Origin of the sequence: Micromonospora sp. NPDC004551, from assembly GCF_040609975.1 — a bacterium.
Lineage (GTDB): Bacteria > Actinomycetota > Actinomycetes > Mycobacteriales > Micromonosporaceae > Micromonospora.
The window spans coordinates 1-17,019 of sequence record NZ_JBEXLM010000059.1 but is presented as its reverse complement, the minus strand read 5'-3'; the positions used below and the strand labels follow the sequence as shown (position 1 = coordinate 17,019).

Below are 17,019 nucleotides of genomic sequence, written 5' to 3'. Positions count from 1 at the left end.
TGGGCAGCCGAATTGAGAGCGACAGCCCGGGCGCCTCGACCGAAGCCTGGCCGGGCCACGGTCGCAGGTCAATGAAACAAGTAGCCGAGTTGAGTACGTTGGCCTGCCAGTCTTCGGTCGGTCGGGGTCAGTCGAGCTGCTCGAACTGGAGGTTGACGTGCAAGACCGCTGACCTGTTCGCGATCTCGACGCCTTCCTGGGTGAAGTCGAACGCAGCGTGCAGTACAACGTTGATGTACTGCGAATGGGCCGCACCGAACTCCATGCGGGTGATGTCGACCGGATTGTGCCCCCCACCCAGGTAGATGCTCGCATCGATGTAGCCAGCGTGCGGGTTGATCGGGAAGTCGAAGGTTCGATCGGTCAGTGCAGACAGGTTGCTGCCGGGTAGATCAATGAACTCGCCGCGGATCGCCGTCTTGATGATCTCGGGTCCATCAATGCCTGGACAGAAGGTCGCGGGATCGAAACGGTCGGCTGCGGAGAACGGCGCGAGCGGTACGGTGATTGCCCAGGTACCGGCAGCTGGGCCTGACCGCAGCGGTGAAAGGTAGACGATCTGACCGGGCTCCAGCCGCAACAGGTCGTCCGACAGTTCGAGCACGACGAGCATGCTAGGCCCGAGTCAGTCGCTCTGCCCTGATGGGCCCGCCGTGATAGCAGTTCGGGACTGTGCAGGGCGCACTATTCTGCCGCTGTCCGCGCGCGCCTGGCGCCGCACTGTCATGCCGATGACAGCGGGTCGCAGCCCCCGTACGTTGGCGTCATGGCGACTTTTTGGACCTTGGGATGCGATGCCGACCATCCGCAGCGGATCGCCGCTTTCTGGGCGCTGGCCCTCGGCTATGTCAAGGAATCTGGCTTCGACGAGCCCGACAACGCGTCGATCGTCGACCCGGATGGCCCGGCCCCGCCATTAGTTTCCTGAAGGTGCCCGAGGGGAAAGCCGCTGAACCAAGAACCGGTCGCCGAATGCATATCGATGTCATGCCGACCGACGGGACACGCGATGAGGAGGTCGTGCGGCTGAAGGGGCTCGGGCGCGACCCGAGTACGAGGATCATCGCAAGCCCCAACGGCCCCGGTTGGGTGACCAGGGCCGACCCGGAGGGCAACCTGTTCTGCGTCGAGCGCAGTCCGGAGCATCATGATCCACGTCAATCGTCCCGCTGATCTAGGGTGACCTGGTGCCTTCGAAACCCGTGACAACCGTCCTGTTCGATTTCGCTTGGACCCTGTTCGCCCGCGACCCCAACCTCTGGATCGGCAGCGCGGCGGCCTTGGTCGGCCGAGAGGTGGCCGTTGGTGAGGCGCAGCGCATCGCCTCGGATTTCGCTGAGTTGTTGCGGACGACGGCTACGGACCCTGCTCACATCGCCCGGGACTTGGACCCACAGGTGTGGGACCGGGCGATTCTGGCTGTCCTGCAGCAAATCCGTGGGGTGGACTTGCCGTTTGCGCGAGCGCTGCACGAAACGCACGCCGAAGCGCTCGAGCCGTACGCGGACACGGCGTCCACTATCGCCGCACTGAGTGCCCGCGAAATTCGCCTTGGTGTGGTCAGTAACGTCGGCTGGGACATTCGCAAATGCTTTGCGAGGCACGGGCTTGACCGCTACATTGATGCATTCGTTCTTTCCTACGAGGTCGGCTTCGTCAAACCCGATGTACGGATCTGGCGCACCGCACTCGACGCCCTGGCGGCACAGTCAGATCGAACGCTGATGGTCGGTGACCATCCCAGCGGCGACGGCGGTTCCGTGACCGCCGGGATACCGGCCCTGGTACTGCCGATGGTGAGTTCGCCAGCCCAGCTTCGCGGATTCGATCACGTGCTGACGTTGGCCGGAATTTGAAGCTGGTTCGGTTCTTGGTTTGTCGAGGTTGCCTATGCACTTCGGGCAAGATGTCCAGCAAGAACCGCATGCATATCGACTTCCGGGTTGCCGGTCCAGGCCCCTGGGACATGGTCGAGCGCGCCCGATTGATCCGGCAGAAAGTCCCCGACTTGGTCGCCCCTGGCGCGACGGTGATCCGCGAGGAGTGGTAAGGCGACGTGCTCGGGCCACGTCGTCATGCAGGGCCCCGAGGGCAACGCGTTCTGCGTCGCTTGATGCCACGGCCACTGCCAGCGATTCGGTATCCGGATCTGCCGCTGATAATGCGCGGCATTCCTGAGCACGTCTGGTCGACGACCGGGCCGTGGGAGCGGGGCGGGAGCGACTGAGCCGAACGGTCGCTGGCCGGGCGTCGGCGTTAGCCAGTGCCGCTCGGGCAAGCGGCCACGATCTCTAACGAACGACCTGCAGGACGGTCCGTCTCAGCTTGGCCGCAGCAGCCGCGTGAGCCCTGGATCGGGGAGCAGGTTGGGAGCAACAGGGTGCACTGAACGGCCCTCAACCGCACCGAACGGCACCGGACGGCACGCAACTGCACCCACCCCTGCCTGCGGCTTCGCGTTTTTGCAGGTCGGAGTGGGTGCGGCGTCCTGCTTCACACGGAGTGCTCAGCCATATTGAGCAGCAGTCGACAGCACTCTATGTTGCCTGGCAGGTGAGTATCCGCAGGTCAAAGCGGTAAGGAGCCGCTCGACGGCCCGGCCTTGCATTTGGGAGCAGATTGGGTGCAGCTCGGCGAAGTGGTCACCGCGTCCGAAGTGCTCACCGAGGTCCGACAAGGAATAGTGCGCTGACCTGCGGCGATGTGGACGAGCGGGTCGGTGTGACCTCCCAGAGAACGCCGAAGTGGTCAGGGTTCGCTGCTCCCCGCTTGGCTGGTGCCGGCTGTCGGCCTGCGGCCTGCCAACGCCGATCACGAGGGCCATACCGCATCGACGTACGGCTCTGGGCGCCGTCGTGATGGCGTCGGTATGGATCCCGCGAGTTGAGACCCGAATCCCACCAGCAAACCTCTGAGCAGGGCTTCCTGAGCGGTGACCTCTTCGGCAAGTCCGAAGAGGTCACCTCCCGTTTCATCAACGGCACGGATGTTGCGAGCCTCAGTGATGACCGGCGGGTGATTGACAAGGAGTTCAGCGCGCGCGGGGGTGCATGCCTGTCCACAGGTTGGCGTGGCAGGGGTTTGCGACGGCGGTGATCAGGGCACGTGGCGCGTGAACGGTCGTCGATCGAGGGCCAGGACTTAACGGGGGCACAATGGACAGAGGTGTAACAGTCGGTATCGCCGCGACGCTCGCCATAGCGGCCGGGCTGGCGGTGCCGATGCCCGCTGGGGCGGCGAGTGGAGGGACTTTTGCGGCCGCCAAGTACCTTGCCACGGGGTCGACTGCGACCAGCGCCGTCGCTATCACCGACGTCACTGGTGACGGGCGAGGTGACATCGTCGTCGGCATCGATGCCGTCGACGGCACGCAGACGAGTTCTGTGCTGGTATTCGCCCAGCGGGCCGACCACACTTACGGCGCTCCCACCAGGATCAAGGCGCACGGCGGTTACAACAGCAACGTGCAACTCGCGGTCGCCGACATCGACGGCGACGGCCGCACGGACGTGGCAATGTCGTCGTCCGCCGGCGTCGATGTGCTGTTTCAGCGGGGCGGGCGCCTCGCCGCGCCGCTGCTGGTCTCCGGCGGGGCCGAGGACGTGGCGATCGCGGAAATGACCGGGGACGGACGGCCGGATCTTGTCGTCGGCGCAAGGCGGGGCGAGGTCAGGATCTACAGGCAAACTGCAGCGCTCGCCTTCCAGGCATATCGGACCATCACAGGGCCGTTCATCGCGGGCGTACCCGTGGACCAGGTGTTCGCCGCCGACCTGAACGGAGATGCCCGCATCGACATCGCGCAGTTCTACGGCCACGGCACCTGGGTGCGGCTGCGCCGCGCGGATGGTTCCTTCGGGCCGGCGACGACCTACCGGACGCCGGCGGACGAGACCGGCTACCGCCGTATCGGCGGCGGCGCGGCGGTCGGTGACGTGACTGGCGATGGCCGGGCCGACCTGGTGACCAGCGTTGACGGCAACACTCCGGACGCCGCCGTCCAGGTCTTCGCGCAGGGTGCCGGTGGGCTCGTGACGACGCCGACCAGGTATCCCGCTTACGACAGTGCGTCTGGCCTCACCGTCGGCGATCTGACCGGCGACGGCCGCAAGGACCTCGTCGTCGCGCACAACAGTTGGCGCGCGGTGAGCGTCTATCTGCAGCGGTCGACCGGGAAGCTCGGCGGGTACACGACGAACACGGTCGACGGGGTCGGGCCCCAGGCGGACTCCGTGGCCATCGGTGACGTCACCGGGGACGGGAAGCCGGACGTTGTCGCCGTCGCGTACGACAAGGTGGCCATTCTTCGGCAGCTCTGACATTCACCGGCTGTGGACCACGTGCGTGGGTCGGCCTCGCCGCCCGCCCGGCACGTGGTTCACTGCCGGTGTCACTGCAGTCCTGGTGTTCCTCGGGGCGGCGCCGGCCATGACGTCGCCCTCGCATAGTCGGTCTGGCCGCCCCTGGAACTCTCGGGTCTCGCTCTCGACTCCTGCCCTCTTCACCGATCGCTAACGGCTTCGTTGGCTATCTTGGGCACAGGCGGACAACCCTGCTATCGCCAGGTTGTCCGCTGCTCGGGTAACAGTCGCGCGCGAGGACGGTTGTAGCCGTATCCGGATCTGCCGCGATCCGCTTGCCGCCGGCCTCACGACGGGTCGGGCTGGTTGGCGGCCGGACATGCCGAAGACAGCGCACCCTGCACGCTCGTGAGAGAGGCTGCGTGCGACGCCTCGACTCGCCTGATGGAGACACTCATGGACGTGGCATGGATCGCTACCGATCCCGGAAGTGGCGACCTGGCCTCCACGGAGACCCGGTCTGACGTCGACGGCTTCATGTCGCGGCTCCAGCACCTTCTCGGCGCCGGCGAGGGATACACGGAGGTTCGCCGCGTCGAGGCGGACTACCCTCTGTTGACGTTCTCGTTCAGAGGGGACCACGCAGTCATGCACCTGTTTGAGTCCCCGGACGACTGCCGCCTTCTTGTTGGGGATGGCGTGCTGCCCGCGACGACAACCGTCGAACTCCCGGTGCTCGGCGGCGACTGCACATTCTCGGGTGGCTTCGTCTCCAGCGTGGCCAAGGCAACGGAGGAGATCGCAGCCTTCATCGACGGTGCTCCAGCCAAACGACTCGGAGAGTGGGTTCGGCTTTAAGCCTGCGGAGTGGGCAGGCACACCCAGGGTCGGGCACCCGTGATTTCTTATACGAGGCGATTGGTCACACGATCAGTCTCACGCAACGCGTGCTGAGCAGCGCGCTCATCTGCCGCCAGCCGCGCGCGCTGCTCAGCACACCGGTCGCGCTGAGTAAGCGTCAGCCTCGGTCCTGTTTCTTGAGGACGTGTCGAAGCGGAGCGCCAAGGCGCCGGGCGACGCCGCGGTCGGCTGCCGGGGATCGGGGAGCACGTGGGGAGCAGCCGAATGCATTCAACCGCGTTGAACTGCATCCAACAGCGCGTGACGGCGCTCAACTGCACCCGCCTCTACCTGCGGCTTCTCGTTTCTGCAGGTCAGACTGGGTGCAGCATCCTGATTCACACGGAGTGCTCAGCGGTTTCGCGCGGCAGTCGACGGCGTTCTATGTTGCCTGGCAGGGGAGTATGCGCAGGCTGCAGCAGTAAGTAGCGGCTGGACGGCCTGGCCTTGCACTTGGGAGCAGATTGGGTGCAGGTTGGCAAAGTGGTCGCCGCGCCCGAAGTGCTCACCGACACCGGACAGGGACGAGGCTTTGACCTGCGGTGATGCGGTCGAGCGGTGTGGCGTGACCTCCCAGAGAACCCCGAAGTGGTCAAGGTTCGCTGCTCCTGCCTGACTGGTGCCGGCTATCGGCCCAGGCCTGCCGACGCCAATCGCTAGGGCTGTACCGCATTGACGTACGGCTCTGGGTGCCTACTCGGTGGCGTCGACATGGATCCCGCGAGCTGAGATCCGAATCCCACCGGCAACCCTGTGAGCAGGGCTCCCTGCTCGGTGACCTCTTCGGGAAGACCGAAGAGTCCAAGGCCGAGGGGCGGGGCACGCTCGCTATCAGCCCCGACCGCAAGTCGCCGCCGTCGCCGTTCCTCTCTACATGGCTAAATGGCCTCGACGCCGGTCCTGCCAGCGTCGCGGCGGCTGCGAGCGCTGGCAGTGGGCAGCGAGCGGTGTCGACGACCCGCGCGCTTGTGGCTGCGAGTCTTGACGCGGTTCAGGCCGAATCGACGGCTTGCTGGAGGAGTGCGGCGACGGCAAGCCAGGCCATCGTGCTGGCGCCGAGGACGCAGAGCATGAGCAGTGCTTTGACTTCGGTGGATTGGCTTCCGCGTGCGATCTTGACGTTAGTGACCATGGCAGCGCCGGCGACGATCCCGCCGATCACCCCGCCGTGGAGTGCGAGGATGAACACGACAAATGGCAGGGCGGTGATGATCTGTAGCAGGGCCGGTACACGTGGCCCAGTACGGTGTTTGACGCCCGCGATCTCGAGGCTCGGGTAGGGGTCTAATAGGCCGCTGGTCAGCTTGGCGTCGACGAGCGTTCCGTCGGCCGCCGGTAGGATGTACCTGTTTCCGCGGGTGCGGGTGGCGTCTTGCTGTCCGACGGTGATCGATGCGGCACCGAAGGTGGGTGCGGTGACGACGACCGGCCCGGCGAGGCCATCGATTTGTATGGGTTGGGTATGCATGGCGGGACATGCTAGGTGGCGGTGGGATCCTGCGCTGTCCCTCCGCTCTCAGTTCTTCGACGGGGCCAGCTGACGCCGCTCGCCTGTGCGGCCCTGTGAGGGTTTCCAAGGCAACAGGCCATGAGCTGCAAAGTGTCTGAATGGTCCTGATGTATCTGTAGATTTCTTACGTCACCCCAGGTGATCGGCGAAGACATCTTCCGGGGGTGGTCAAGAGGCTATCCGCAGGTCGGCGTGATCATGCCGTCTACCAGGCGCTTGTTCCTCTAAGTAATCGATGATGTTAGGTATTGCCATGCGTGAATCACTGCACGTAGCGTCCTCGGAACTTGGTGTGTCGATGTGGGAGGTCTCGTGGTGGGGCGCGCGGGGGTTCGGCGGCGGTTGCGGGCGGGTTGGGGATCCGGCTGGTTGGTGAGGCTGGCGGGGAGCCGGTCTTGGCCAGTGCTGGCGGTCGGGTTGGTGGTGGCGCTGACGGCGAGTTTGCTGGCGCAGGTGCCGGCGTCCGCGGCACCGAAGCCGAAACCGGCAGTGCAGTCGCAGAAGCCGGTGCCGACTCGCAAGGTCAAGCCTCGGGCGGCGGTCAAGGCGCAGACCGACGGGCGTGGAGTCACCCGACTGGGTAGCAGTCTGCTGCCGAAAGCGGGATCTGCGAGGGTGGTGGCGTCCGGGCGCCGGACCGTTGTCGGGGACCTGCCGGTTGTGGTCAGTCCTCTGGTCCCGGTGTCGGCGGAGGATGAGCAGCGGGCTATCAAGCGGCCGGAGCTGATGCCGACATCGGTGACGGTGCGGGTGCTCGACCGTAAGGTGGCGAAGGCGGCGGGAGTGTCCGGTGCGGTGCTGGCCGTTTCCCGGGCCGACGGTGCTCGCGGGGCCGGGAAGGTCCGGCTCGGAGTCGACTTCGCCAAGTTCGCCAAAGCCTACGGCGGGGACTACGCCGGCCGGCTGCGGCTGGTGGCTCTTCCTGCCTGTGTGCTCACTACCCCTGCCGTTGCGAGCTGTCGTGTTCCGCGGGACCTGGCGGCGGTGCGGGCGCAAACCACGCTGACCGCGGACGTGATGTTGACCGGTACTGAGGGCGCTTCGGTGCTGGCGTTGACGGCTGGTTCGTCGTCCGGTGGCGGCACGTTCGCCTCGACGAACATGTCGCAGGCGTATTCCTGGGCGGCCGGCAATCAGAGCGGGAGCTTCACCTACAGCTATCCGCTGCCGGTTCCGCCGGCGGGTGCCGGACCGCAGCCCAACCTTGCGCTGACCTATGACAGCGGGAGGGTGGACGGGCAGACCTCGACCCAGAACGGGCAGACCTCCTGGGTCGGTGAGGGCTGGGACCTGCAGGCCGGTTACGTCGAACGCTCCTACCGGCCGTGCGCCCAGGATGGTCTGCCCAACGTCGGTGACCTCTGCGGGTTCTCTCCGCACAATGCGACGCTGGTGTTCGCGGGGAAGGCGTCACCGCTAGTCCGCGATACCGCATCGGGTGTGTGGCGGGCAGCCAACGACGACGGGCTGCGCATCGAAAAGTTCGACGACAGCACCGCCTGGCCTGATTACACCGTCAAGAACGGCGACAACGACAACGAGTTCTGGCGCGTCACCACCCAGGACGGCATCCGCTACTACTTCGGCATCAACAAGCGCTACAGCAACGACAACGAGAACACGAACTCGGTGCAGACGGTGCCGGTTATCGGCAACAACCCGGGTGAGCCATGTTCCAGCGGCTGCAGCCAGGCCTACCGGTGGAACCTCGACTACGTCGTCGATACCCACGGCACGTCGATGACCTACGGCTATACGAAGCAGCAGGGCACCTATGCCGGCACCGCCGCTTCCACCACCTATGACGTCGCGGCGCAGCTGGACTACATCGACTACGGCGACCGAGCCGGCACCGAGCACGGGCAGCGGGCGCCGATGCGCGTCGAGTTCGACACCGCCGAGCGCTGCACCAGCGAGCCTTGCCTCAACGCCGACGGCACCCCGATCCGCGAAAAGTACCCCGACACTCCGTGGGACCTCTACTGCGAGGTGGGCCTGCCCTGTGGAAACCGCAGCCCGACCTTCCTGACCACCAAGCGGTTGGCCGGGATTCGGACGATGGTGTTGGACGAAGGTACTCCGCCGCAGTGGCGCACCGTCGATGAGTGGAAGCTGACGCAGAACTACCCGGACACCGGCGAATCCAACACTTCGCCACACCTGTGGTTGCAGTCGATCGAGCACACCGGCCGGGGCGTTGACGGCACCACCAAGGCCGAGCCGAAGATCCAGTTCGGCGGCACCAGGAAGGCCAACCGGGTCGACTCCACCGGCGGGCCCCAGTACATGCACTACCGGCTTACCTCCGCGACCAACGGCACCGGCGGTGACACCCTCGTCGAGTACACCACCATCCCGGACGGCGGCGTGGTGTGCGACTCGACGTGGGAGCCCATCCCCGACAACAACCCGTACCTGTGCTTCCCGCAACGCCACTACCAACCGAGCAGCGACCCAAACAACGCCAGCGGCTACGGATGGTTCTACAAGTACCTCGTCAACAAGGTGACCCAACGGGATCTCGTCGGCGGCTCACCCGACGAGGTCACCACCTACAAGTACGTCAACAACGCCTCATCCGACAGCGCGCTCTGGGCGCACGACGTGAACGAAAACGTGGAGCTGCTGTACCGGACCTGGTCGGTGTGGCGCGGCTACAGCAGCGTCACCGCCACCAAGGCGACTACCACCGCGCAGACCATAAACCGCAACGTCTACCACCGGGGCATGGACGGCGACGGCAAGACCACCGGCGACGGCACCGGGGTGGCATGGTACGAGCGCAATGCCGGACTGCTGGCCCCCATCGGTACCCCCGGCCTGGACGGTGCCATCTCCGGGCGAGACGGCAAATGCCTCGACATCAAGGGCCCGAGCACGGTCAAGGGCACGCTCGTGCACATGTGGAAGTGCTACGAGACACCGAGCCAGGTGTGGCAGCTGCAAGCCGATGGCCACCTCAGGAACCCGTGGTCGGGCAAATGTCTCGACATCTTCGGCTACAACAAGGCCAACGGCGGCACATTGCAGATCTGGGACTGCATCGCCGGTGGTTGGAACCAGATTTGGCAGCCCCAGCCCAACGGCGCCCTCAAGAATCCTGAGGCGTCGAAGTGCGTGGACATTTTCGAGTTCGGCACCGCAGACGGTACCAAGGTCCAGACCTGGAGCTGTGGCGGCAACTGGAACCAGGTCTTCCAACCGCAGGCCAACCAAAGTTTGCTGAACCCGCAAGCAGAGCGCTGCATCGACGTCGCTGGCTCCGCGACGATCAACGGGACCGTCATCCAGTCCCGCCGATGCAGCGGCGCCGTTAACCAGGTCTGGCAAGCACAGACAGACGGCAAACTGAAAAACCCCAACTCCACCCGCTGCCTAGACATCAAGGGTCCCAGCAAGACCAGCGGCACCCCGATCCACCTGTGGGACTGCTACACCACCTGGAGCCAGGTCTGGGAGCAACAGCCCGACGGCAGCCTCAGAAACCCTGACTCCGACAAATGCCTCGACGCCAGCCCCGACCTGACCGGCGGCGCCAACGGCCAACTCGTGCTGAATGACTGCGACCCCACCCGCCTCAGCCAGAAGTGGACGAACCGGTTCAACGACGCCGACGGGCTCAGCGGCTTCCTCCGTGAAAGCATCGACCTCGACGGCACGGACATCGCCGCCTCCACCATCCACGTCCCCAGCACCGCCGAGACGGCTGTGCGGACGAAACCGGTGACCGGTGGGCAAGACCTCTACGCGCAGCGGGTGACCGAGAGCAGCACCAGAACCCGCACCCGAATCGCCGCGGACGCCAAGTGGCGGTGGACCGAAGCCCAAGCCAGCTACGACACCTACGGCCTCCCGACCGAAACCCGTGACCTCGGCGACATCTCCACTTCCGCCGACGACACCTGCCTGCGCGCCGAGTACAAGCCCAACGCGACCGCCTACCTCATCGCCTTCCCTTACCGGACCACCGAGTACGCCGGCGCCTGCGGCAGCGCGACGATTCTGGCCCAAAGCCGCACCTACTACGACGGCAGCCTCATCCTTGGCACTGCGCCCACGAAGGGCGACAAAACCAAGAACGAGTCCCTCGTGAAGGCCCCCGACACCTGGGCAACCACCCAGGCCACCTACGACCTGCTCGGCCGTCCCAGCACCAATACCGACGCCCGCGGCCAGCTCACCTCCACGACCTACAACCCGACCGGTAACCTGCCGCTGAAGGACGCCACGGTCAACAAGCCCATAAGCCAGGAACTCGACTACGTCACGAAGACCGACTTCGACCCCGGCCGGGCGCTGCCCACCCAGACCTCGGACCCCAACGGCAGGATCACCCTGACCGAGTACGACCCGCTGGGCCGCCGCGCCAAGGTCTGGCTCCCGACCGAAAAGAAGGAAAACGGCGACCCGCCGTCGATGAAGTACAGCTACGACATCAGAGCGGACGCGCCGAGCAAGCTCACCACCGAGACCCTCCAGAACCGGCCGACCGCAACCAGCGGCGCGGTCTACCTCACCTCGTACCAGTTCCTCGACGGCCGCATGCGCCCGCGAAACACGCAGACCACCGCTCCAGGCGGCGTCGGCCGAATCATCACCGAAACCGCCTACGACGCCCGCGGGCACGTCGCCGCCGAAACCGCGCCCTACTACGACGCCAACCCCGCAGGCTCGTACATGGCAACCGCAGCCGCGGCGAACCTGTCCTCCCGCACGGCCTACAGCTACAACAACCTCGACCAGACCACTGCCGAGGCACTAGAGGCCAACGGCAGCGAGAAGTGGCGCACGCGCCACAGCTATGACGGGGACCGCCACACCATCATCCCCGCGTCGGGGGGCAACACCACGACCTACTACGACGTCGCCGGCCGCACCACCCGCACAACGGTCAACCCCACTACGGGCACCTCCGAAACCACCACCTACGACCACAACCCCGCTGGCGAACTCACCACGATCACCGACGCCGCCGGCAACATCACCCGCTACGGCTACGACCTGGCCGGCAACCGCACCAGCGTCGAAGACCCCGACACCGGCACCAGCACCTCCACCTACAACGAAATGGGCGACCTGCTATCGACCACAGACGCCCGCAGCCAGAAAATCTCCTACCAGTACGACACCCACGGACGACCCACCGTGAAGTGGGCGGGCGACCCCGGCACCGGTACGAAGCTCACCACCTACGTGTATGACGGCCTCAACAAGGCCAAGGGGATGCTGTCCTCCACCATCCGTCACGTCGGCAACGCCGACTACGTCGTCCAGCCCATCGGCTACGACGACCGGTACCGGCCCATCGGCACCCGCTGGATCATCCCCCAAGCCGAAGGCGACCTCGCCGGCACCTACACCGTCGGGTACGGATACGACTCCGCCGACCACCTGACTGCCCTGGCCTACGCGGGAGGGGCAGGCCTGCCAGCAGAAACGGTCACGACCGGCTACGACACCCTCGGCTACGCCACCACCCTCGCCGGCGTCAACAACTACGTCACCACCACCGGCTACACCAACACCGGACAGCTGGCCTCCCGCACCTACGGTGACCCCGGAACCGGCCAACTCATCCGTAACTACAGCTGGGAAGCCGCCACCGGCCGACTGTCCACGATTTCCGCCACCCTGCCCGACCCGACACTGCCCGGAACCCGCAAGACCATCCAGGACGACCTCTACACCTACCTACCCGCCGGCGACATCGCCTCGGTCAAGGACCGCACCGACGGCCAGTCACAGTGCTACCGCTACGACGGCCTCCACCGCCTCACCGAAGCGTTCACCACCACCATCGACGACTGCACCGCCACCCCGACCGACGTCGCCGCCACCGGCAAACAGCCCTACTGGGACAGCTACACCTTCGACACCAGCGGCCGCCGGGCCACCGACACCCACCGCACCGGCACCGCCACCACCAACCGCACCTTCACCTACCCCGCCAAGGGACAACCTCAGGTCCACGGCATGACCTCCATCGCCGTGACCGGCAACACCACCCGCACCGACTCCTTCGGCTACGACCTCGCCGGCAACATGCGCACCCGCACCGTCAACGGAATCAAGACCGACTACGCCTTCAACGCTGAAGGCCGATTCGACACCGCCACCGTCACCGCCGGCACCGGCACCGAACAGACCAAACACCTTTACGACGCCGACGGCGCCCTCCTGGTACGCCGCGATCCGACAGGCACGAGCCTCTACCTCGGTAGCGAGGAACTCCGCCTCGAAGGCAAGACCGTCACCGCCACCCGCTACTACAGCCACAACGGCGCCACCATCGCCGTCCGCACCAAAGACGGCCTCGACTGGCTCGCCGCCGACCACCAAAGCAGCGCCAACCTCACCGTCGACCCCACCACCGGCACCGTCCAACGACGCTGGTACACCCCCTACGGCGGCGACCGAACCGGCGCCACCAACTGGCCCACCGACCGCGGCTTCCTCAACGCACCCGCTAACGGCTCCACCAAACTTCTCGACGTCGGCGCCCGCGAATACGACCCCGACACCGGCACCTTCACCTCCCCCGACCCCCTCATTAACCCCGGCAACCCGAACAGCCTCAACCCCTACGCCTACGCACACCACAACCCCATCACGCTCAGCGATCCAACCGGGCTAGCACCGGAGTGGATGAACGGAATCGGCGGTGCCCAGCTCAGCGACAACCAGAGAGCGGTGCTGGCATACGGCGCGACCGTCGTAGCGGCGCTCGCCGTCTGCGCAGCCACCGCGGGAGTAGGTTGCGCAATCATGATCGGCGTCTCCGTTGGATTCGGACTAGGCGCAACATTCGCCGAGGAGGGGCACCGGACCGAAGGCGGAATAATCGGAGGCATCGCCGGAGGCGTCGGTGGCGGAGTAGGGGGTTTGCTGGGTGCCACTCCCGGCATCACCGCTATCTCGGGCGCACGGCTATTCGCCGCCACCGTCGCCGCCGGAGCCTCCGAAAACGTCGCTAGCCAACTTCTCACCACCGGCACGGTTGACTGGCGGCAAACAGCAGAAGCCACAGCGGCGGCCGCTACGTTCTTCTTCGCGGGCGCAATAGCGGGAAAGGCCGCCAGAAAGATTCGCGGCGGGTGCGGCGTCGGCAAGCACAGCTTCGCACCTAGCACGCCTGTCCTGATGGCCGACGGCACCACTAAGCCCATCGAGGACGTAGAGCTCGGTGACGAAGTCGTTGCTACCGATCCGGAGACAGGCGACACCGAGTCGAAGCAGGTCGAACAGCTCCACCTCAACAATGACACCGAACTGACCGATCTCACTGTCCGAGTCGAGGACGGCGCGCCCGGCGACGGGGACAGCCCTGACGGCAGCAATGTCCTGCACACCACCCAGACCCATCCATTCTGGGACGAGACCCTCGAAGACTGGGTCGACGCGGGCAACCTTGTCGCCGGCCACCGACTCCGGACCACCCATGGCAAGACCGTCACCGTAACCGGAGTCCTGAACTATACCGGCGCGGTCGTCATGAACGACCTCACCATCGCCGACATCCACACGTACTATGTGGTGACGGACGACGCCCCGATCTTGGTCCACAACACTAATGCGGGTTGCCCCACTTCCTATGCATTGTCGCTGAACACGGGGGCACCGAAGGGCAGTGGCGCGAACCAGGCATATCAAATCCGGAAAGTCGGTTCGACTGAATACCATGCTACGGGCGGAGGGACGCAAGTCTGGGCCGACGGCCTCGATATCAACACTTCTGAGCTCTTGGATGCGAAGTATGTCAGCAGTCCCGGACGAAGCCCTTTCGTGCCAGGCGGAAAGGTTCCAGCCTTTATTCAGGCGAAGATTGATGCCAAGATGAATGACGAGTTCTCGCGATATGCCGCAGTGATCAACGCACCCGGGAATCCGCTCGTGGGGCTGCGCGTCATCACCAATGAGCCGGGTGCCGTACCATACTTCACGGACCTCATGCAGCGGCACGGTATCCGTGGCGCCGTCGTCGTGGACCCATAGGAAAGGAGCAGCTCGGTGACTTATCTAGCCGTCTTTGAAGACCCGAGCCGTGGGGTCCGGCGGGCAGACCTGATCGCGGCATTAGAGCGAGACTGGCCTTCCGCTGTGATTCGCGAGCGGCAAGGATCGCAGGAGTCCAGAGATGTCGTCTGGACTTACTCGGAGGGCGGCCAGGAGCTTGAGGGCTACTCTCACGTAGACGGAACCTGCGTCTACCTCGATTCACCTCTTGAAGTGGCAGCCAGGTTTGCGCTCTGGTTCAGGGGTCTCGTACCAGCGGACGTCGAGGTATTCTTCTGCGACGACAGTTTCAGCTTCAATGGCAACATTCAGCCGGGTATGGCCGTGGAAGACGTAGTGGCGATTGCTGCTGGTGAGTGATATTGCTGATGAAAACCTGATCGCGCATAAGATTCGTAAGGGCTGGATAAAGGCGAGCGGACCCACCAGATTGTTTCGGTTGGGCAGGCGTGGCCGCCGCGGCGCCGAAGCCGGTCGGGGGCATGCTGACGCGAGGTGGGACCCGGGCTCTGCTCCGAACGAAGTCCGGGCGGGTTCAGAAAAGAGCCCGCCCGGGCGCCTCGGCCTAGGAAAGAACCAGTCAGATGGGTGGGCGCATGCGCCAGCCGATCAGCAAAGACGGCCTCGACTGGCTGAGGCGCGTCCGCGTCGCTGGGGGAGGGGCTCAGCAACAGATCATGCGTCAACGGCCGCGCCATCCCGTATCTGGCGGCAATACGGGCGGGGGTCCTGCGCGACGAACGACCGTGCCAGCCGACCAGGTGCCGCCGGTCTCGCGGCCCGAGATTGGGGAGCAGGTTGGGAGCAACCAGGTGAAGTGAACGGCGCTGAACGGCACCCAACGGCGCCGAACGGCGACGAACTGCACCCACCACGATCTGCGTGTTCTCGTTTACGCAGGTCAAAGTGGGTGCAGCGTCCTGCTTCACACGGAGTTGCTCAGCGGTTTCGCGCGGCAGTCGACGGCGTTCTATGTTGCCTGGCAGGGGAGTATGCGCAGGTCGCAGCAGTAAGGAGCGGCTGGACGGCCTGGCCTTGCGCTTGGGAGCAGATTGGGTGCAGGTTGGCGAAGCGGTCGCCGCGCCCGAAGTGCTCACCGACACCGGACAGGGACGAGGCTTTGACCTGCGGTGATGCGGTCGAGCGGTGCGGCGTGACCTCCCAGAGAACACCGAAGTGGTCAGGGTTCGCTGCGCCCCGCCTGGCTGATGCTGGCGGTCCTTTCAAGGTTCGCTGACGACGTTCAAGAGAGCCTTGCGCATCGACGCGTGGCTCTACCGTGTGCAACCCGCTCAGGGCTGGCTCCTCTGAGCCTGACCAAATCAAACTAGGCTTCGCATAGGCATGGGTTAATGAGCCATGAAGGCGGGCGACGCGGGGGGCGTGCAGGCGTGGACGACCGCAGGCTAAAACGCCTGTCCCAGGCGGCGGCTTCAGGGTGAAAGGCGGCCAGGGAGTGGGCGTAGCGGGCCGGTCAGCGGCCTACCTGGATGCGATCGGCGGGGTACAGCTCGCGGGAGCCGTCGGCGCGGAAGACCACCAGGACTGGGACGCCTTCGCCGATGTCCAGTTCCTTGCGCTCGGCAGGGGTGGGCATCCGGGCTGAGGCGGTGTCGCCCTTGAGTAGGGTCACCGTCTCGGTCGGCTCCAGGTTGCGGACGAAGGTGCCGCGCGGGGGTTGGACGATCACGAGCCCTTCCGACCGGAGCAGGGAGATGGCCTGCCGGACACTCGTCCGGCTCAGTCCATACTCCTGAGCCAGTCGCAGCTCGCTGGGCAGCGACGCGCCGGGCGCGAGGTCGCCGGACGTGATCCGGTCGCGCAGTAGGTCGGCGAGCTGCCGGAACACTGCGCGATCCGCGCTGGGGTCGATCACGAATGTGACGCTACGTGTCCAACAGCTCTACATTTTATTGTATCTACAGTCCTACGTTAGTACGATGATGTGACAGGTGCGGCGGTCGGATGACCAGCCAAGGCTCGACCGCCGTGCCGTCGACCATGCCCGAAGGGAGATCCTGTGCGGCGTGTCTCGTACGGGGAGTACCTGCTCGCCGCAGGGATGACACTCGCGCGGCGGCATCGGCCGGTCTGGTGCTGGCGGCGGTGGCGGCGGGTCTGCCGCTGTGGAGCCGAGCTGCCGTGTCGCGCCCGGCACCGAATCCCGATCAATCGCGGCCACTGGCCGGGGGAGGGGGAGCGGTCACGTCCCGCGGCGTGGTGTAGATCGCCTGGGTGAGGCTCTGTGCGCTGTTCAGTTTTCCGGTTCTCGGTCGGGCTGACAACGAGTCTGGT

The 17,019-nt window shown here is 65.5% G+C and carries 10 protein-coding genes; 7 read left to right on the top strand and 3 right to left on the bottom strand.

What is annotated here, in order from left to right; all coding sequences use genetic code 11:
• Nucleotides 1–127 precede the first annotated feature (127 nt).
• Nucleotides 128–604, bottom strand: a complete 477-nt coding sequence (locus ABZW14_RS33755; RefSeq protein WP_355355155.1) for a hypothetical protein — start codon at nt 602–604, stop codon at nt 128–130.
• A 162-nt stretch (nt 605–766) separates the two neighbouring features.
• Here ABZW14_RS33755 and ABZW14_RS33750 point away from each other — a divergent pair, with 162 nt between their 5' ends.
• From ABZW14_RS33750 to ABZW14_RS33730, 5 genes are all read left to right on the top strand, one after another.
• The gene (locus tag ABZW14_RS33750; protein WP_355355152.1) at nt 767–928 is read left to right on the top strand and encodes a hypothetical protein; all 162 of its coding nucleotides are present in this window, start codon (nt 767–769) and stop codon (nt 926–928) included.
• 2 nt (nt 929–930) lie between these two features.
• Nucleotides 931–1,173: a VOC family protein gene (locus ABZW14_RS33745; protein WP_355355149.1), complete on the top strand. Its 243-nt coding sequence runs from the start codon at nt 931–933 to the stop codon at nt 1,171–1,173.
• 14 nt (nt 1,174–1,187) lie between these two features.
• Nucleotides 1,188–1,856 carry an HAD family hydrolase gene (locus ABZW14_RS33740; protein WP_355355146.1) on the top strand — a complete coding sequence of 223 codons (669 nt, stop codon included), beginning with the start codon at nt 1,188–1,190 and terminating at the stop codon, nt 1,854–1,856.
• Between the two features lie 1,299 nt (nt 1,857–3,155).
• Nucleotides 3,156–4,319 (top strand): VCBS repeat-containing protein, encoded by a 1,164-nt coding sequence (locus tag ABZW14_RS33735; protein WP_355355143.1) that lies wholly within the window; start codon nt 3,156–3,158, stop codon nt 4,317–4,319.
• Nucleotides 4,320–4,745: 426 nt separating this feature from the next.
• Nucleotides 4,746–5,159: a hypothetical protein gene (locus tag ABZW14_RS33730; RefSeq protein WP_355355140.1), complete on the top strand. Its 414-nt coding sequence runs from the start codon at nt 4,746–4,748 to the stop codon at nt 5,157–5,159.
• A 1,033-nt stretch (nt 5,160–6,192) separates the two neighbouring features.
• On the opposite strand, the gene ABZW14_RS33725 is transcribed toward ABZW14_RS33730, so the two are convergent.
• Entirely contained in the window at nt 6,193–6,669 is a 477-nt protein-coding gene (locus ABZW14_RS33725) for a hypothetical protein (RefSeq protein WP_355355137.1), read from the bottom strand.
• Nucleotides 6,670–7,113: 444 nt separating this feature from the next.
• On the opposite strand from ABZW14_RS33725, the gene ABZW14_RS33720 reads away from it, so the two are divergent.
• On the top strand, nt 7,114–14,703 hold the full coding sequence (locus ABZW14_RS33720; RefSeq protein WP_355355134.1) for a ricin-type beta-trefoil lectin domain protein: 7,590 nt from the start codon (nt 7,114–7,116) through the stop codon (nt 14,701–14,703).
• Between the two features lie 15 nt (nt 14,704–14,718).
• On the top strand, nt 14,719–15,084 hold the full coding sequence (locus ABZW14_RS33715) for a hypothetical protein (protein WP_355355131.1): 366 nt from the start codon (nt 14,719–14,721) through the stop codon (nt 15,082–15,084).
• 1,114 nt (nt 15,085–16,198) lie between these two features.
• On the opposite strand, the gene ABZW14_RS33710 is transcribed toward ABZW14_RS33715, so the two are convergent.
• Entirely contained in the window at nt 16,199–16,600 is a 402-nt protein-coding gene (locus ABZW14_RS33710; RefSeq protein WP_302767051.1) for a GntR family transcriptional regulator, read from the bottom strand.
• Nucleotides 16,601–17,019 lie beyond the last annotated feature (419 nt).